Raw genomic sequence first — 19218 nt, 5'->3', positions numbered from 1 at the left:
ATCATTATGCGACCACTATGCGACCACAGAATTTAACAATGTCTCGGCCTAATATAACTGTATAGTTATTGCTTATAGTCCTGCTTTTAATTATACACTTGTTTTTATAATCCTATCACAAGTGTACATGCTATTTTTCTTGTCTTTTTCTTTTATAATGTTAATTCTAGGTATAAATCATTTATTCATTATTTATTATAGAGAGAAGGGATAAGTGAGCGTAGTTATTTTTTGTACTTTAGATTTTCAATACAAAGTAGAATGAAAAGACTAAGTTTAGGACTGTTGATAGTAGGGGTAGCGCTGATAGGGTGTAAGGAAAATAAACAACAAGAGGCTACTGATATAGCTGTGGTGCCTAAAGAGAAAACGACTATAAAGAAGGATAAGTTTATAGAAGGAGTTTTAGGGTATAAAATGTCATTAACCGATCCTCTTATAGAACAATTTACAGAGTATATCAGTCAAGATCCTCTGTATAGTAAGGAACTAGCGAAGAAGTATATAGAATCGCTGTCCGTAGAAGATAGAGATAGATTGAATCAGTTTTTGACGGATAATCCTCAGTTTTTAGAAGAGTATGGTACATTAGCATTTATTAAAAATAATGTATATGTGGCGGGCTATGAAGTAGTGTACAAAGGAGAAGGAGCTACTTATATTCTAGAGAATAAATGGAATGATATTTTAGATGAAGGATTTGTGTATACGGCGTCAACAATAGTTCCGAATACAGAATTAAATTTTTCATACAAAAAAGATTTTTTTGCAAAAGAATTATTGCAGACTAATATTACTTTAGAGAATTATGATCGTAAACTTACTGGTGAGGTAAGTAATGTAGCTGGTTATGAGGTAGAGAAAGTTATCTATACGCGTAAGAAAGAGAACAAGAAGAAGAACTTACCTGAATCTGTGATACTCTATACAAGTAAGTTATTTAACCCTGTTATCAATAAAGTACTGCCTTATTATATAAATGAAGAAGGTGGGATCTTAAAACTAGAAGTGGAGATACCTAGTGTGCCTCAAGCTATGAAAATGGTGTATGAGGCAGAGATGATCGTAGAACGAAAGTTGTTAGAACAAGAAACAGTTATATTGGCTACTAAACGATTTTATGGTACTAAAGCGAAAGAGGATTTAGCTAAGTTAGAAGAGCGGTTAGCTAGTGTTTTTACACCGCTGAGCTTATAAAGTTAAATACAGAACAAACAATACTTATAAATATGAAACCAATTATCCTACCTAGTGAACTATTGTCTTTAAAAGAACAAGGAAGTAGTTATATATTAATAGATGCTACAAATAGTAAAGTGGCTAGAACTGAATATGATAAAGAACATTTAGACGGAGCATTATTTGTAGATGGAAATACACAGTTAGCACATATAGGAGAAGATGCCTCTAAGGGAGGGAGACATCCATTACCTCCTCTTGATAAGTTTGCTCATAGTTTACAATCTTTAGGTATAACTCCTGACTCACATGTGATTATCTATGACACTGTATTCGGAGGGAATTCTGCGGCACGTTTTTGGTGGATGCTGACAGCTGTAGGTAATCAGAAAGTACAGGTGCTTAGCGGAGGCATGAGTGCTGCACAGCAAGCGGGTTTTTCAAGTAATAACAAGGTGGTAAAACCAAGCGAAGTAGGTGTATATCCAGTAACGGAGTGGCAACTACCACTAGCTGATATTAATGAAATAGAAGCAAATGTAGGGAGAGAGGATTATGTAGTAATAGATGTACGCGAGGAGAATCGTTATAAAGGAATAACAGAGCCAATAGATCAAGTAGCAGGACATATCCCAGGAGCTATCAATGTTCCTTTTATGTCTAATCTAGATGAGAGGGGGATGTTCTTGACAGAAGAACAGTTAAGAAAAAAGTATACTGCTATTCTACAAGATTATCCATTAGAAAATAGAGCAGTACACTGTGGTTCTGGTATTACAGCCTGTCATACGCTATTAGCTATTACAGCAGCTGGTATCCCGACACCTAAGCTATATGTGGGCTCGTGGAGTGAGTGGTCTAGAAGTAACAAGCCTATTGATACAGGAGAATAGATAAAGTAATAAAAATGAAAAGAGGAACTAATTCTTTCGGATTAGTTCCTCTTTTATTATGTTTTAATTTTTATTGAACATTGTAGAATAGTTGAGCACCTGGCCCTAGTGGTAATTCTAATAATAACCAGATGATAAACAGGATTGCCCATCCGATAAAGAATACAAATGTATAAGGAAGCATAGTGGAAACAATAGTTCCTATACCTGCTTTTTTGTCATAACGCTGCATAAAGGCAACAATTAAGGCAAAATAACTCATCATAGGAGAGATAATATTCGTTACACTATCTCCAATTCTATATGCTACTTGTGTTAGTTCAGGGGAATATCCTAATAGCATAAACATAGGTATGAATACTGGAGCCATAATCGCCCATTTAGCTGAAGCACTTCCCATAATAAGATTGATCAATGCTGATACAATTATGAACATTAGCATTAAAGGAATTGCACCTAAACCTGATTTTTGTAAGGTTTCTGCTCCTTCGATAGCAAATATTAACCCTAGGTTAGTCCAGTTAAAATAAGCTACAAATTGCGCTGCAAAGAATACTAATACGATATAAGAGCCAAGTGTTTCCATTGCTTTTGACATTCCTTTCATGACATCAGTATCATTTTTGATGGTTTTAGCTCCGATACCATAAGCGATACCTGCTAGTGCTGCTCCAATAAATAATAAAGCAACAATACCTGACATAAAAGGAGACTTAAGAATCCCACCATCAGTACCTCTTAAATAACCGCTCTCTGGGATCAGACCTCCTAGTATAAATGCTGTAAATAATATCCCTGCAATACTAGCATAGATCAGACCTTTCTTTTCTTCTTTTGTAAGTGGATCTATAGAGATAGCTTTTTCATCCCCCGTGTATTCTCCTAATCTTGGGACTACAATGCGCTCAGTAACCCATGTCCCTAAAAGTGCTACTATAAATGTAGAGACAAATAGGAAATAGTAGTTAGCCGCTGGATTTACCACATAAGTAGGATCTATAATTCGTGCAGCCTCTTCAGATAATCCTGCTAATAAAGGGTCTATAGTACCTAATAATAAGTTAGCACTATATCCTCCTGATACACCTGCGAATGCAGCTGCTAATCCTGCGATAGGGTGTCTCCCTGCCGCTAAGAATATAATTGCAGCTAGAGGTACTAATAAAACGTATCCTACTTCACTAGCCGTATTAGATAAGATTCCTGCAAATACGATAACGAATGTCAGTAACTTCTTAGGAGAGGATAGTACTATCTTTTTTAGGATAGTTCCTATTAATCCTGAACCTTCTGCAATACCAATACCTAGTAAAGATACTAGTACCGTACCTAGAGGAGCAAAGTTGGTAAAGTTAGTAACCATCTTTGTTAAAATCATGTGTAGTCCCTCTGCACTTACTAAGTTAAATGACTGTATTTCTTCTTTCGTACCGGGGTGTATTACGGAGAGATCAAAGAAACTAGCTATCCATGAAGCAATAATTACTAATAGGGCAAAACTAGCAAATAGTGTTGCTGGATGAGGTAGCATATTACCAATTTTTTCAACGCTAGATAGAAACCTATCTACTAAACTCTTTTTTGGTGTATCAGTCATTTATGATAATGTTAAGTGAAAGCGAAAGATAATATTTTTTATTAATTTTTATATTGTGCTTAAAAAAATCTTATTTAGGAGAATAATGAATAGATATCTTTTTGATAGAGCAAAAAAAAACGTTTAGCTATGACTAACTAAACGTTTATAGTGATGAGGTTATTTATTCTCTATATTATTCCATATTACTTCATCAGGAGTAGGGGCTACTATAGTAAGTGCCTCTTTGGTCACTGGATGAATAAAGGTCAGCTTACGAGCATGTAAGTGAATGCCTCCATCAGGATTACTTCTGTCTGCTCCATACTTCAAATCTCCTTTAATAGGGCATCCTATAGCTGATAGCTGGCATCTTATCTGGTGGTGACGACCAGTGTGTAGATCTATCTCAAGAGTAGAGTAGGTCTTTAGCTGGTGAAACATTCGATATGTTAGCTTCGCTTTTTTGCTATTCGGTACTTCTTTTTTATGTGCTTTGGAAGTATTATTTTTAGGATTTCTCACTAAAAAATGCTCTAATGTGTCTTCTACTTTAGGAGGAGCATCTTTTACTACTGCCCAATAGGTCTTCTGTGTTTCTCTATTTTTGAATGATTCATTTAAGCGACTCAGTGCTTTAGAAGTTTTTGCAAATACAACTAACCCAGAAGTAGGACGATCTAAGCGATGTACCACACCTAGATACACTTCACCAGGTTTATTATACTTCTTTTTTAAGTATAGCTTTACTATTTCACTTAATGGCATATCACCTGTTTGATCACCTTGTACGATATCGCCTACGCGTTTATTAATGATGATGATATGATTATCTTCATGTAGTACTTGTAGGTTGTCAGGTGTAGAGACGATTTTCATTTGTAATAATTTTAAACAAAAATATCCTTTTTATATGTAAAAAAGATATTCTTTGTATTTTAAATAAGTTAGAATCTATTAGTACTGTTCGTTTTCGTTAGGGAAATCAACAGACTTAACATCGTCAACGTATTGAGATACTGCATTTTTCATATCTTCAAAAATATTCATATAACGACGTAAGAATTTAGGACTAAACTCGTGAGTTAAACCTATCATATCATGTACTACTAATACTTGTCCATCCACACCATTACCAGCACCGATACCGATAACCGGGATAGAGATACTCTCAGCAACTTTCTTTGCTAAAGCAGCAGGTATTTTCTCTAGTACAAGAGCGAAACATCCTATTTCTTCTAGCATTTTAGCGTCTTTGATAAGTTGATTAGCTTCTTCTTCTTCTTTAGCTCTTACTGTATAAGTTCCGAATTTGTAGATAGACTGAGGAGTAAGACCTAAGTGTCCCATAACAGGGATACCTGCGTCTAAGATGCGTTTGATACCATCTTTAATCTCTTCTCCACCTTCCATTTTTACTGCATGAGCTCCGCTTTCTTTCATGATACGGATAGCTGAACGCAATGCTTCTTTTGGATCAGATTGGTAAGAACCAAAAGGTAAATCCACAACAATTAGCGCTCTGTCAGCTCCACGTACTACAGACTGTGCGTGATAGATCATCTGGTCTAATGTAATCGGTAGGGTAGTCTCATGACCAGCCATTACATTACTAGCAGAATCTCCTACAAGCATTACGTCAACTCCACCTGCTTCTAATACTTTAGCCATAGAGTAGTCATAACATGTTAACATTGATATTTTCTCTCCGTTGGCTTTCATATCTATTAGCGACTTAGTTGTCACTTTTTTATAGTCTTTTTTTGCTACAGACATTTTTCTTGTTTTTTTGGGTTATTGTAAATTTTATTAAAGAATAAAAAAAGGAATTAGCAGAAATAAATCAATTCCACTTTACTCAATTTACCTTCTTTAAATGTGAATCTATATGCAGAATCTCCAGCAGGGATCTGATAAGCTTTTTCGGTATTTAAAATGGTATTGATTAAGCCTTTTCCTGTTTTTAAAAACTCTGTTTCTGTTGTATTCTCGTTTAGAATGTTATTGTTGATTTTAAATCCAGCACCATTGCCCATCTCGACAATTCTCAGGGTATATGTTTTGTTTACATCATGTCCAATACACTCTGCTGTGTTGAATATAATATTACTCTCGTAATTGTCTAGAGCGCAATCTTCTAAATTGCTATAACTCTCTTTTACCTTTCCAAAGGTCTTTTCTAATGTGGCTAAACTAAAACCTTTTTTTGGTTCTATCACATTGTTTAGGGTAAAACCAATTAATTTATTTGTAACTAAATCTGATGTTTTGTCATAAATACCTTCATCAGGAATTGCTTTTAATACTTCTGCTTGTAGTCTCGCAATGGTAGCACGCTCTGGTTGACTGTTTTTATCTGCATAGTCAGCAAAGACTAATAATGCCTTAGCATTGTCATCGTCGTTACTATTCCAACCAAGCTCGATAATACGCTGTACAAAGCGCTTTTGCTCTTTAGGTTCAGTAGCCTTTTTATAACTAGCAATTAGGTTGTTTAGGTTTGGTCTCTTTCCTAAGTATTTAACAGGTATATACCCTTGTCCTTCATTAAAGTTTATCTTAATCCAAGCTTCTTTATCATAAGGGAAATAATCAATTCCTACAGGTGTTCCGTTGTATAGAACTCCTGTTGTTTCTGATTGATGATTAGGTGCTGTTCTTACTTTAAGCCCACCTACAACAGTAAATAGATGAGGACTTCCATAGTAATCATCAAAGTCAATAATAGGGGAAGGAGAAGCTTCAGTATTGTCTTCTGCAGACAATACTTCTTTTAGATGATCAGTATCTAATATATAGGTGGTTCCTAATAGTTCATTAGTTACTTTAAATACATCGTCACTTACTTTATCTACTTTATTTAGATATGCACCACGTGTATAGACACCTATCTGCGTAGTGCCATTAGCATCGCTGTAAGCTACAGTAGGAGTAGTTACATATAGTTGACTCTGTCCTAAAGCGTAGGCAGAGACTAGGAAACACAATATTCCAATCGTTTGTTTCATCTGTTTAACAGTCTGATAAGTTTACAGCTACAGCAAGACCACCTTCTGAAGTCTCTTTGTATTTATTATTCATGTCTTTTGCAGTTTCCCACATGGTATTAACTACCTTGTCTAAAGGAACTTTTGCATTTTTAGGATCTGTATCTAAGGCTAGCTCAGCAGCATTAATAGCTTTTATAGCTCCCATAGTATTTCTTTCTATACAAGGTACTTGTACTAACCCACCGATAGGATCACATGTCAGTCCTAAGTGATGTTCCATAGCTATCTCAGCAGCTACAGTTACTTGTTCTGGAGTACCACCCATTAGTTCACATAAGGCACCAGCAGCCATTGCACTCGATACACCTATCTCAGCTTGACACCCTCCCATAGCAGCAGATATAGTTGCTCCTTTTTTAAAGATACTTCCTATCTCACCAGCAACCATTAAGAACTGCTTGATTTCTTTTTCTCCTGCTTTGTGGTTTTCTATTACTAGATAATACATTAATACAGCAGGAATAACCCCTGCACTACCATTAGTTGGGGCTGTTACTACACGTCCTAGAGAAGCATTAACTTCATTAACAGCTAAAGCAAAACAACTTACCCATTTCAGTATCTGTCTAAAGTAAACTTTTGTTTTACGAATAGTTTGTAACCATTCTTGAGGTGTATTATAAGGTAGTTCTCCTTTTAATTTACTATGGGTATCATAAGCACGACGACGTACATTAAGACCTCCAGGTAGTATACCTTCAGTATGACATCCGATATACATACACTCTAGCATGGTATTCCATACGCGTAATAATTCATTATGTATTTCTTCTTCTGAGCGTATAGACTTTTCATTTTCATATACTAACTCAGAGATAGACATATTCTGCTCTTTACAGTAGGCTAATAATTCAGTAGCTTTTTCGATTGGATAAGGAAAAGCTGCTTTTATTTCTTCCTTTTCTTGGTTTTCAGGATTTTCCTCTTTTACAACAAAACCTCCACCTATAGAATAAAAAGTAGATTCATATACATTGTGTTCTCCATATTTTACTGTAAAAGTCATACCATTAGCATGAAACGGTAAGAAGTTTCTATTGAATACAATGTGTTCTTTAGGATTAAAAGCAATTAGTTTTTCTCCTCCTAAATGCAAAGATTGGGATGTGTTGATCTTGTCAATAATGCCACTAATATCTTCTACAGGTACATATTCAGGATCTGCTCCGCTCAACCCTAGCATAACGGCTAGGTCAGTAGCGTGACCTACTCCTGTCAAAGAAAGTGAACCAAATAGGTCAATTTTTAAATAAGAAACTTGATCAAAGATTTGGCGTTCGCGCAATTCTTTCAAAAAAAGCTCAGCGGCTCTCCATGGCCCTAAAGTATGTGAACTTGAGGGGCCTACGCCAATCTTAAGCATGTCAAATACAGAAATACATTCCATAAAATAGTAGTGATTTTAATAATACGAAGATAGCTAAATTCTAATCAGAGACAACTTTTAGAGGTTTATTTAACGCAAGAGATAGAACATTTATGGATAATTTGTCTTTAGTTAAATATTAATGAATGTACTTTATAGATAATGAGGAATAACGGAATGATTTATTCTTATTTTATGTCAGTAAATTACTGACGAAATTGGATTAATTTAGTCGATGAATACGTGAAATGGTGACAATATGACATTGTAAAATGGTTAAAACTGACTAAAAACAGACAAAAGTTTCCTTTTTTTCTGTTGGCACAAAGATTGTTTAAGAGTAACCGAGCTTGAAGCTCACAAAAATGAATTAAGTATAAAAATAAACTATAGAAAATATTATGAGTAAAATAATTGGTATTGACTTAGGAACTACGAACTCTTGTGTGTCTGTAATGGAAGGTAATGAGCCAGTAGTAATTTCAAACGCTGAAGGAAAAAGAACTACACCATCTATCGTAGCTTTCGTAGAAGGTGGAGAGATTAAAGTAGGTGACCCTGCAAAACGTCAGGCGGTAACTAACCCAACAAAAACAGTTGCTTCAATTAAGCGTTTTATGGGAGAGAAGTTCAGTACATCAGCTAAAGAAGTTGATGCTGTACCTTACCAAGTAGTAAAAGGAGATAATGATACTCCACGTGTAGATATCGACGGACGTTTATATACTCCACAAGAGATTTCTGCAATGACTCTTCAAAAAATGAAGAAAACAGCTGAGGATTTCTTAGGACAAGAAGTATCAGAAGCTGTAATTACTGTACCTGCTTACTTTAATGACGCACAACGTCAAGCGACTAAAGAGGCTGGAGAGATTGCAGGATTAAAAGTAAGACGTATTATTAACGAGCCTACAGCTGCTGCGTTAGCATACGGATTAGATAAAAAAGGAACTGACCAAAAAGTAGTAGTATATGACTTAGGAGGTGGTACATTCGATATCTCTATCCTTGAATTAGGAGACGGTGTATTCGAAGTATTATCTACTAATGGAGATACTCACTTAGGAGGAGATGACTTTGATAACGTAATCATCAACTGGTTAGCAGACGAGTTTAACGCTGCTGAAGGAGTAGATTTACGTAAAGATGCTATGGCATTACAACGTTTAAAAGAAGCTGCTGAGAAAGCAAAAGTTGAGTTGTCATCTGCTACACAGACAGAGATTAACTTACCTTATGTTACAGCTACGGCTTCAGGACCAAAACACTTGGTACAAACATTGACAAGAGCTAAATTTGAGCAATTATCAGATGATTTAGTACGTCGTTCTATGATCCCATGTGAGAAAGCGTTAAAAGATGCTGGTTTATCTAAATCAGATATCGATGAAGTAATCTTAGTAGGGGGATCTACACGTATCCCAAGAATCCAAGAAGAAGTAGAGAAATTCTTCGGTAAAAAACCACACAAAGGAGTTAACCCAGACGAGGTTGTAGCTATTGGTGCTGCTATCCAAGGTGGTGTATTAACAGGAGATGTAAAAGACGTATTATTATTAGACGTTACACCACTTTCATTAGGTATCGAGACTATGGGAGGTGTATTCACTAAGTTGATTGAGTCTAACACGACGATTCCTACTAAGAAATCTCAAGTGTTCTCTACTGCTGCAGATAACCAACCATCGGTTGAAATCCACGTATTACAAGGAGAAAGACCAATGGCTAACGATAACAAGACAATCGGTCGTTTCCACTTAGATGGTTTACCACCTGCACAAAGAGGGGTGCCTCAAATCGAAGTAACTTTCGATATAGATGCTAACGGTATTATCAAAGTATCTGCTACAGATAAAGGAACTGGTAAATCTCACGATATTCGTATCGAAGCTTCATCTGGATTAACTGAAGAAGAAATCCAAAGAATGAAAAAAGAAGCTGAAGCAAATGCTGATGCTGATAAAAAAGCAAAAGAAACTGTAGAGAAAATCAATGAAGCTGATGCTATGATTTTCCAAACAGAGAAACAATTAAAAGAATTCGGAGATAAATTATCTGAAGGAAATAAATCTAATATCGAAGGAGCTTTAGCTGAATTAAAAACAGCTTTCGAAACGAAGAATTTAGATACTATCCAACCAGCGTTAGACAAAATTAACGAGGCATGGAAAGCAGCATCTGAAGAAATGTACAAAGCACAAGCTGAAGGTGGTCAAGCAGGTCCTCAACAAGGACAGCCAAACCAAGGAGGTGATGCTGATGGTACACAAGATGTAGAATACGAAGAAGTGAAGTAAACCCACTTATATAGTTATAAAGAGAGAAACCGAGTCTGTAAAGGCTCGGTTTTTTTGTTTGTACTTGAAATATAGAAGTTGATTCTGAGTGTAATTAACTTTTTAGTGTTTACTATAGTGTTTTCTCATAACAATTAAACACCCCTTTTCTAAACTGAACTGTACCTACTAATTGATATCCTTTTTTAGTGTATACCGCATTAGCAGTAGTATTTAGTGTATATGCATCAAAGCGAATAGATGCATAGTTGTTGTCTTTGGCATATTGTTCTGCGAATAGAATCATCTTACTAGATATCCCTTTACCTTGTGTCTTAGGACTGACAAATAATCGGTGGATAACAATAAATGGAACAGGGCTGGTCCAATGTAAGTCGTTATATTCTACATCATATTCTTCGTTTAAGACCATATAGGCAAGTACTTCACCTTGTTCTACATAGGTATAAGCTTGTTTTTTCTCTATATCGGTTGCTATCGTATCGACATTAGGATAAGATTCATCCCATTGGTCAATACCTTGGCTGAGCATATATTGTTTTACTTCTTCTAATACTTGTAAAGTCTGGGGTAAGTCGGTACTATCAATTGGTTTTATCATCGTTATTTTGTTTGTAGTAAAATGTCTTTTATCTCCTTGTCGTAATAATTAGGAGTACTTATTAGAAATGCACTAGGTAAGTCAACATCATACAAATTATCAAAAACGAAGGAAAAGTCTATATAAGGAGGTGTGACTAAAACGACCACTTCATAGCTGATAACAGTATAATCCTCATTGATATTGGTTGTACCTTCTAAGATTGTAATTCCTCTATCATTAAAAGCATTTGTAATCGTCAAAACAATATCATCCCAGAGTTCCTCTAAGTAATCAAAACTGTTGTGTATATCTACGATAGCGTAGTCAAACTGTATAGAGAGTGCTACTTTTTGAGGATAAGGAATAAGTAAGTTTTGTTGAGATATAATCGGCATAATGTTATAATGAAGACCTAAAGGTAAACATTTCGCTTTTCAATTGCTTATTTTTGTAGATAGGATATTTTACAACTTATTATGTTTGACATACTCATTCAACACATTCAAGAGAAAGTACAGTTAACTGCAGATGAGACAGTGCGATTACAAGATTATTTTACTTCTAAAAAATTGCGCAAAAGACAGTATTTGCTACAAGAAGGAGAGGTGTGTAAGTATATGGCTTTTGTAGTGCAAGGAGTACTGAAGTCTTATGTGATAGATGAAAGAGGAATAGAAAATATCAACTTTATTGGTTGGGAAGGCTGGTGGATGGCGGATTCCTATAGTTTCTTTACAGGTGAAAAAGGTGTACTAAATATTGATGCGATCGAAGATGTAGAGCTTTTGTTAATTTCAAAAGAGCAATATGATCAGTTAATGATAGATATGCCAGTAATGAGTAACTACTTCAGAATACTGTATGAGCGTAGCTTAGCGAATAAAGATAGGCGTATATTGAGTAATATAGCCTATAATGCAGAGGAAAAATATGCTCAGATTATTACTTGTTATCCAGATTTAGTCAATCGTATTCCTCAACACCTCTTAGCTTCATATCTTGGACTGACTCCAGAAACGGTTAGCCGCATAAAGAAAAAAATGAAGTAAACTACTTGATTTAGATCAATAGAAAGCCTTATTTTAGGTCAATGCACAGCTTTTTTACTTGCTTTAGCTTTGTATTCAAAGAAATAAAATATGAAGAACATAGCATTAGTAGTTGGCGTTAGTGGTATCGCTGGTAGTAACTTGGCAAAGGAGCTTATCGCTCAAAATTGGACTGTATATGGATTAGCGCGAAATCCAAAAGGCGTAGTAGATGGAGTCATTCCCATTGCTGCGGACTTATTAGACACAGAAGGTTTAGCTATAGCCTTACAAGATATAGCTCCTACTCATGTTTACTTTACCACATGGATGCGTAAGGACACAGAGGCTGAGAATATCATGGTCAATGCTACTTTAGTTAGGAATTTACTTGATGTATTATCTCCTAAACAGAGTGTAAAGCACGTAGCCTTAGTGACTGGATTAAAACATTATTTAGGCCCTTTTGAATCTTATGTGAAGTCTGGTATATTGCCCATTACCCCTGTTAGAGAAGAACACCCTCGTTTAGATTTAGAGAATTTCTATTACGCTCAAGAAGATGAGGTGTATAAAGCATCTGAGCGCGACGGTTTTACTTGGAGTGTACATAGACCTCATACACTAATAGGTCATGTAGTAGGTAATCTGATGAATATGGGGATTACACTTGCTGTGTATGCGAGTATCTGTAAGGAAGAGGGACTTCCTATGGTTTGGCCAGGATCAGAAGCACAGTGGAATGGGGTGTCAGATGTAACAGATGTAAGTGTATTAGCAAAACAGTTGGTATGGGCATCCACTACTGATATAGCTAAGAATCAAGCCTTCAATGTTACCAATGGAGATGTGTTTAGATGGAAGTGGTTATGGGAAGAGATCGCTAATTATTTTGACATACCTTTTGAAGGGTATAAGGATACGATCAGACCATTAGAAGCAACCTTGTTACAGAAGAGTGAGGTATGGCAGACTATTATAGCGAAGCATAAACTGCAAGCTTTGGATTTAGATACCTTAGTTTCTCCTTGGCATACGGATGCTGATTTAGGTCGTCCAATAGAAGTAATTACTGATATGTCTAAAAGTAGAAAGTTAGGTTTTACTGCTTTTAAACCGACAAAAGACTCTTTCATAGAATTATTTGAACAGTTAATAGCAGAACGCTTTATACCATAAGATAGAATCAAGCAGACTATAGTCTGCTTTTTTATTGGTATTATTTTAACCCAGAATAAGCGTTAGCCAAATATTACAAAGCAATTCTACTTCATATCTCTTTCATTAGCTCTACAACCATACTATAGTATACTTGTATCACTAATTCAGAGCTATTTTGTATAATTACTTTTCGTTTATCTGTCTATCACGATTCTAGGTTTAATTAATTTTCTTTAAACTGGACTATCTCGCTTGCTGATTATAGTTGTATTTTTGTAAGAAATAATTTAAGAAGTACAGTTGTATATTCTCCTTGTCTTATAGAAGTAAATAAGTAAGAGTATAGAAGTGTTTTCTCATTTCATTATCATGACAAATAATACAATAGAACCTCATATTATATCCATACAGAGTACTGTATCTACAGGGTATGTGGGGAATAACTCAGCCAGTTTTGCTATACAGCTTCACGGAATTAATTGCGTAGCGATGCCTACCATTCTTTTATCAAGTCACACAGACAAGCCTGTTTATTATGGAGAAGCAGTGCCTAAAGAATTATTCGATAAACTGGCACGTGGAGTATTAGAAATTAACACCGCACAGCTTACACAGTATGTTGTAAGTGGATACTTAAAGAGCAAAGAGATAATAGATGCTACGGCACAGTTCATAAAGCAGCTAAAAGCCCAGCATAGTATTACTTATATCTATGATCCCGTATTTGGCGATACGCGTACAGATGGGCTGTATATCCCCAAAGAACAGGCAGATTATTCTAAAGAACGATTATTAACGTTAAGTGATATCTTGACACCTAATCACTTTGAATTAGAATACCTTTTAGGAAAGCGTATAACGAATGAGCAAGAATTGATGACAGCTGTACAGGCGGATGAGGTATTGTCTTCTAAAATCATTGTTTTGACTACAGCCGAAATGAAAGAGAATATAAATCACCAAGTAGAAGTCATCTTGATAAATCAAGGTAAGTTGACTCATTTCTATGCTGATAATATACCTGTAGAAGTGGTGGGAACAGGCGATTTGTTTACGGGAACACTTTCTGCACAGCTAACGAAGGGTCGTACGATAGAAGAAGCTATACAGACAAGTATGAACTTCTTATCAGAAGTATTGCGATATGTTCACCTTCATGGATTGAAAGAGATGAATGCGATGGCTATCTTACAAGCACAAGATGTTCTTGCAGTAAAGTATAAATAAAACAGAAAGGCAGTAAGATAAGTTTTCGTACTGCCTTTTTTATTGAACTCTGAATATTCAGCATTTATGTATGGGATAGTGAAGCTACCATAGTCTTCTGATCAGAGAATAAGTCTATTAGCTCTTTTGTCACCATGAGTGTAATATCGTCACCTTCTTTATATAAGCTATAAGTAGCTTGTTCTGCCTCAGGGCTAAATGCAAAATTGATAGTCTGCGTCTCTGCTGTACAGCATGCATCTATTATTGCATCGAGTTGTTTGACATGGTGATCTCTTTGATAAATAGAATAGATTGTCAGTTCACTTTCTTCTTGTTCATAGATGATGATGGTATCCAGTGCTTTGCTGTAATAAATAGCGTTTTTAAAACTGAAGTCGTAGTCTGCATAACAATAAAAGAAAGCTAAGCCTACATTTTTAGTAATCAATCTATTATAGGTATAACCACTTTTGACATATTCTTCAAATAAAGCAAGCGATGCAGGGGTGTCTAAATCTAATTTCTCTAAACTCGATAGAGGAGAATATTTGGTATTCACCTTTATTGTAGCTTGATACTCTTCTACAGGCACATAACCAAATTTTGGATAGAAGTCCAGTACTGTATTATTTGCAAACAAGAAGTAGCCTGTTACGATATCTCTATATGCTACTTCTATATATTCTAATAAGAACCTTGACAACCCTTTGTTTTGATAGGTAGAGTCTGTCATCACAGTGCCTAATTGTCCTGCCTTGTACGTTTTATTTTCTTTCGTTATTTCGAATAGGCTTAAAGTTGTATGTGCGACTATCTTATCTTCTTGGAATAAAGAAAATAGTATACACTCCTCTCCCCAGTATCCCGATTGGTAAAAGGCTTCAAAATCAAACTCCCATACTTCCTGACACATTCGATTGAACTCTTTTCGTTTTTGTTTATCATCTTGATAGTTGATATATAGGGTATAAGGAGTTCCTTTTATACTTACTGATTTGCTGATCATAGTTCTTATTTATTTGGAGCAAAGTTCTGAATAAGACCTTGTTTATCTATTGACAGTATTGTTTTATAAATGTGCAAGAAGTTGTTTTTATTGTTAACTTTGACTTATTAACTACAGCGTGATGAGTCAGCACTTTCCTATTCAGATTATCACATCGGATCGTATTATTCCTTCTTTATTCTCTACTACTACATATAGAGAGAAAGGAATACTGCTATCTTATTGTATGGAGGGAAGTAATGAGCTTAAAGTAGACAATCGAATAGAAGATTTCTCTGCAGGTTCTCTATTGACTGTGTTTCCCCAGCGTTTGTTCTCTATTCCTACTACAGAAAGCAAGGGGAAGTATCTATGTGTGCTATTTGATCTGGATAGTATAAAGGATCTTATTCTACCAACTAATTATCAGTTTTTAAACGAATTGGTGAGACACCCTATTATTCATCTGGATGCAGGTGATCAGTGCGTGTTCATCGATTACTATCAGTTGTTATTGACTAATTGCAATACAGATACATCTGTGTTTTATCCTGATGCGATGAAGTATTTATTGTATTCTTTAATTGCTCATATCAACCGATTCTATGAACAAGATGAGGTGAATCTGAAGCCAAGTTCTAAGAAAGAAACAACTGTTTTTAGGCTCTATAATTTGGTTCATCAGCATTATTTAGCTGAGCGCAAAGTACAGTTTTATGCTGATCAATTAAAGCTCACTCCTAAGTACTTAACGACTTTGGTACGCAGGCAGACGGGTAAGACGGTATCTGCGATTATTAATGAGCTTGTACTCACTCAAGCGCAGTCTTACCTTATAGCAACGGATAAACCTATCTACACCATAGCTGAAGAGCTTCATTTCTTAGATGCGACTAGCTTCTGTCGTTATTTTAAAAAATCTACAGGTCTATCTCCCTTAGCGTATAGACAAGCACATCTATAAGCACTCAGTTTAGAGGGAAATATATTCATTCTTTTAGGAGTAAACTTAAAAACACTCTTGGTACTACATAGTTTTTATGTGGATATTATTCTATTTCAGTTTAGATAGAATCTTCAATGTATTTTAAATTTTAATAAAAGGAGAATAGCAGGAGAGTAAAAGAACAATTCTTGGACAAACAACCTCTCTAGTCCACCATTCTCGGGTTATTGTCCATGTATTGTCGAAGGAAATCAAAACAAGGCTTGTATTCACTAGGGTTAAGAGCTGTTTTATGTTTTCATAGATTTTATATTGTTTTGGTTTAATATGTTGTTATATAATGTTTTAGTTGTTTTTTGGTGCTAAAAAAAATGCACCTCTTTTTTAAAATATTAATGTGATAGAAGCTGTTTTTAGGCTGTTTTTGTAAAAAAGTGAGTAAATAGAATATTTAAGAGCCATTTTTAGAACGCTTTTTTAGTGAAAAATAAAAAAAATGAGATGCTTTTTTTAGTGTGTTGTTGTAGAAGGAATACTGGGCTTATCAAAAATAGGGAGTGAGCTCTAAAACAATTTTTAAATAAAATGAAGCTTAGGGGATTGTTCTAAATTATAGCAAAATAAGCAGCAAAGAATTGATAGCTATTTCGTTGAGATAAAAATTAATATCTTTGGGATATGAGTGAAGTGGGTAGAATACATTCTTTTAAACCTGTGGTGTTTGATGAAGCTAAAGTATTGATATTGGGTACGATGCCGAGTATTAAATCGTTAGACTTTCAGGAGTATTACGGCAATAAGCAGAATGTGTTTTGGAAGATATTATTTAGTGTTTTTCGAGAAGAGTATAGCGATGTGTATATGGATAAGCTCGATTTGCTTCAGCGAAATAGAATTGCCTTATGGGATGTCTTGCAGTCTTGTGAGCGCAAGAGTAGCTTAGACAGTGATATTATCGCAGAAAAAGCTAATGATATCAAGGGATTACTGATGGAATATCCCCATATCGATACAATCGTATTCTCCAGTCAAAAGGCAAGGCAATATTTTGACAAATACATAGGGCAGATAGAGGGAGTATCTTTACTAACTTTACCTTCGCCGAGTGGGGCAAATGCACAGATGAGTTTTGAAGAAAAATTAGCTCATTGGCAAGAATTAAAACATAAAGTATGAAACAGTTAAAAAAAGAACATATAGATTTCTTAGTGACGTTAAGTCAGAATAATAATAAACCTTGGTTTGCAGATCATAAGCCAGAATTCGATAAGCTATTCGCTGAGGTGAAGGCTTTCTTTAAAGTAGTGCACGATGAGATGTTACAGCACGATAGTATAGACCTATTACACGTACACCGTATCTATAGAGATGTACGCTTCTCTAAGGACAAAACACCTTATAAGACTTATTTTGGACTGCACTTAGGACGTACTAAGCCGCTGCTTAGAGGAGGATATTATGTAAATATAGAACCAGGACGCAGTTTTGTAGGGGGTGGCTTTTGGGAGCCTAATAAGGAAGACTTACTGCGCATCCGCAAGGAGATCGCTATGGATGATAGTGAACTTCGTGAGATTATAGCAGAGGAGCAATTTCAGAAGTACTTCGGAGAACTACAAGGGGAGGAGCTAAAGACTGTTCCTAAGGGATTTGACAAGGAGCATCCTGCTATCGATTTATTGCGCAAGAAGCAGTATCTTGTGATGCGTTCTTTTACGGATAAAGAGGTATTAGCGCCTAACTTTAAAGAGGAGGTGATCAAGACATTTATAGCGATGAGACCATTATTTGACTATATGTCAGATGTACTGACTACTGATGTGAATGGGGTGAGTCTGTATGAGTAGAGGATTTTTGTGAAGGTGTTTTTTTGTGAGGATGTTTTTTTGTAAAACCGTTTAGTCTATCATATTAATCAATAGTATATGACGTTTTCTAAGTATTTGGGGAATTTAATTCCTATTCAGTTTGCAAGTTGGAAGTTTGAGAATAAACTACAAATAGCAGATAGCATTTTTAGTGATGTTATTTTGGACAGTTATTTCTTAAGTGAAAATAGTCAGTTGATTAATCAAGTAGACTCATTTGTTGAACAAGTTCTTTCTGTAAAATGGAAGGTTACTTTTGAAAGATTTACTACTTACTTATATCATCAATTAATACTAAAGAAGGGGTATGATTTTGATGAACAAAAATATATTTACACTACACCAGTAGAAGGTATATCTCCTCAGCAACTTTGGGATTGTTTAGATGTGGAAATTATCGTTTTATTGGATGAAGATGTAGAAGAATGGTCTATTAAATTTGATATTTCAGGCTTTGATACCCATTTATCAGTACTGTTTACTGTAGATGGAAATTGGGTTTCACGAGACTTAAATGATAGTAGAACTCCTATAAAAGCGGAGTATAAGTTACTCAATTCAAATTTGGAATTTTATTATAGTGAAGATGTGTACGAATGGGTAAGTATTAGTTTTGTATCTTCATCAATATGGGGAAGACATCATGGGTGTCGTATTTCCGTATCAGAAGAATTATTTGCAATAGAAGGGATAGAGGAAAGGTTAGTAAACTGCATAAAAGAATATGAGCAGAAGAATAAAAATGAGATTTATGTAGCTGTTATTAGCGCTTTGGGGGATTCTTTTGATGTAGCTTGGCAAGACTATGATGCAGAATATGAAAATGATTTAGTATTAGAAAAAGCTAATGAGAATAGAGAATTATTATGGCAATTAGTGGCTCCTCCTAATCATATAAGAATAGCATTAAATGCAGAAGAACAGCTTGTTTTTATTCACTATAACGATTGTTATTGGGAGGGTGAGCATGGCATTCACTTTGTATATAACGAACAATTAGATTTTCTTAAGATTGGTTTTGGTAGTGATTACTGGGAAGAAGAATAAAAAAATATATCATAAAAAATGCTGACTACG

General features: G+C 35.2%; 18 protein-coding genes. 10 read left to right on the top strand and 8 right to left on the bottom strand.

The window, feature by feature from the left end; genetic code table 11:
* Positions 1-261 precede the first annotated feature (261 nt).
* The gene (locus HX049_RS11315; protein ID WP_286415885.1) at positions 262-1197 is read left to right on the top strand and encodes a hypothetical protein; all 936 of its coding nucleotides are present in this window, start codon (positions 262-264) and stop codon (positions 1195-1197) included.
* A gap of 32 nt (positions 1198-1229) precedes the next feature.
* Entirely contained in the window at positions 1230-2072 is an 843-nt protein-coding gene (locus HX049_RS11310) for a sulfurtransferase (protein WP_286415884.1), read from the top strand.
* A 70-nt stretch (positions 2073-2142) separates the two neighbouring features.
* On the opposite strand, the gene HX049_RS11305 is transcribed toward HX049_RS11310, so the two are convergent.
* The 5 genes from HX049_RS11305 to HX049_RS11285 all read right to left on the bottom strand — a co-directional run bounded on the left by HX049_RS11305 (position 2143) and on the right by HX049_RS11285 (position 8085).
* The gene (locus tag HX049_RS11305) at positions 2143-3669 is read right to left on the bottom strand and encodes an AbgT family transporter (protein WP_286415882.1); all 1527 of its coding nucleotides are present in this window, start codon (positions 3667-3669) and stop codon (positions 2143-2145) included.
* A gap of 159 nt (positions 3670-3828) precedes the next feature.
* The gene (locus tag HX049_RS11300; protein WP_286415880.1) at positions 3829-4527 is read right to left on the bottom strand and encodes an RluA family pseudouridine synthase; all 699 of its coding nucleotides are present in this window, start codon (positions 4525-4527) and stop codon (positions 3829-3831) included.
* 78 nt (positions 4528-4605) lie between these two features.
* The gene (gene panB / locus HX049_RS11295; protein ID WP_016649692.1) at positions 4606-5424 is read right to left on the bottom strand and encodes a 3-methyl-2-oxobutanoate hydroxymethyltransferase; all 819 of its coding nucleotides are present in this window, start codon (positions 5422-5424) and stop codon (positions 4606-4608) included.
* 53 nt (positions 5425-5477) lie between these two features.
* Entirely contained in the window at positions 5478-6656 is a 1179-nt protein-coding gene (locus HX049_RS11290) for an SH3 domain-containing protein (protein ID WP_286415879.1), read from the bottom strand.
* Between the two features lie 4 nt (positions 6657-6660).
* The gene (locus HX049_RS11285; RefSeq protein WP_286415877.1) at positions 6661-8085 is read right to left on the bottom strand and encodes an L-serine ammonia-lyase; all 1425 of its coding nucleotides are present in this window, start codon (positions 8083-8085) and stop codon (positions 6661-6663) included.
* A 380-nt stretch (positions 8086-8465) separates the two neighbouring features.
* On the opposite strand from HX049_RS11285, the gene dnaK reads away from it, so the two are divergent.
* Complete coding sequence (dnaK, locus tag HX049_RS11280) at positions 8466-10361, top strand: molecular chaperone DnaK (protein WP_286415876.1); 1896 nt, start codon at positions 8466-8468, stop codon at positions 10359-10361.
* A 112-nt stretch (positions 10362-10473) separates the two neighbouring features.
* Here the strand turns inward: dnaK and HX049_RS11275 are convergent, their stop codons facing one another.
* The gene (locus HX049_RS11275) at positions 10474-10962 is read right to left on the bottom strand and encodes a GNAT family N-acetyltransferase (protein WP_286415875.1); all 489 of its coding nucleotides are present in this window, start codon (positions 10960-10962) and stop codon (positions 10474-10476) included.
* A gap of 2 nt (positions 10963-10964) precedes the next feature.
* Complete coding sequence (locus HX049_RS11270; protein ID WP_286415874.1) at positions 10965-11339, bottom strand: hypothetical protein; 375 nt, start codon at positions 11337-11339, stop codon at positions 10965-10967.
* Positions 11340-11420: 81 nt separating this feature from the next.
* On the opposite strand from HX049_RS11270, the gene HX049_RS11265 reads away from it, so the two are divergent.
* The 3 genes from HX049_RS11265 (at position 11421) to pdxY (ending at position 14360) form a co-directional block, all read left to right on the top strand.
* Positions 11421-11993, top strand: coding sequence for a Crp/Fnr family transcriptional regulator (locus HX049_RS11265; protein ID WP_286415873.1), 573 nt, complete (start codon positions 11421-11423; stop codon positions 11991-11993).
* 90 nt (positions 11994-12083) lie between these two features.
* The gene (locus HX049_RS11260; RefSeq protein WP_286415872.1) at positions 12084-13151 is read left to right on the top strand and encodes an SDR family oxidoreductase; all 1068 of its coding nucleotides are present in this window, start codon (positions 12084-12086) and stop codon (positions 13149-13151) included.
* Between the two features lie 351 nt (positions 13152-13502).
* A complete protein-coding gene (gene pdxY, locus HX049_RS11255; RefSeq protein ID WP_286415870.1) occupies positions 13503-14360 on the top strand; it encodes a pyridoxal kinase in 858 nt (285 codons plus the stop codon).
* Between the two features lie 64 nt (positions 14361-14424).
* Here the strand turns inward: pdxY and HX049_RS11250 are convergent, their stop codons facing one another.
* Positions 14425-15348: a GNAT family N-acetyltransferase gene (locus tag HX049_RS11250; protein WP_286415868.1), complete on the bottom strand. Its 924-nt coding sequence runs from the start codon at positions 15346-15348 to the stop codon at positions 14425-14427.
* 121 nt (positions 15349-15469) lie between these two features.
* Between HX049_RS11250 and HX049_RS11245 the strand changes: the two genes are divergently transcribed.
* The 4 genes from HX049_RS11245 (at position 15470) to HX049_RS11230 (ending at position 19188) form a co-directional block, all read left to right on the top strand.
* Positions 15470-16291: a helix-turn-helix domain-containing protein gene (locus tag HX049_RS11245; RefSeq protein ID WP_286415867.1), complete on the top strand. Its 822-nt coding sequence runs from the start codon at positions 15470-15472 to the stop codon at positions 16289-16291.
* Between the two features lie 660 nt (positions 16292-16951).
* Positions 16952-17449 carry a DNA-deoxyinosine glycosylase gene (locus tag HX049_RS11240; RefSeq protein WP_286415866.1) on the top strand — a complete coding sequence of 166 codons (498 nt, stop codon included), beginning with the start codon at positions 16952-16954 and terminating at the stop codon, positions 17447-17449.
* Positions 17446-18120 carry a DUF2461 domain-containing protein gene (locus HX049_RS11235; protein ID WP_286415865.1) on the top strand — a complete coding sequence of 225 codons (675 nt, stop codon included), beginning with the start codon at positions 17446-17448 and terminating at the stop codon, positions 18118-18120. The genes HX049_RS11240 and HX049_RS11235 overlap by 4 nt, the downstream gene beginning before the upstream one ends.
* Before the next feature lie 78 nt (positions 18121-18198).
* On the top strand, positions 18199-19188 hold the full coding sequence (locus HX049_RS11230) for a DUF6985 domain-containing protein (RefSeq protein WP_286415864.1): 990 nt from the start codon (positions 18199-18201) through the stop codon (positions 19186-19188).
* Positions 19189-19218: the final 30 nt, after the last annotated feature.

The sequence above is a fragment of the Myroides odoratimimus genome, from assembly GCF_030326305.1.
In the GTDB taxonomy this organism is placed as follows: domain Bacteria; phylum Bacteroidota; class Bacteroidia; order Flavobacteriales; family Flavobacteriaceae; genus Flavobacterium; species Flavobacterium odoratimimum_A.
The sequence above is the reverse complement of the archived record's forward strand: the minus strand, read 5'-3'. Positions and strand labels throughout refer to the sequence as shown.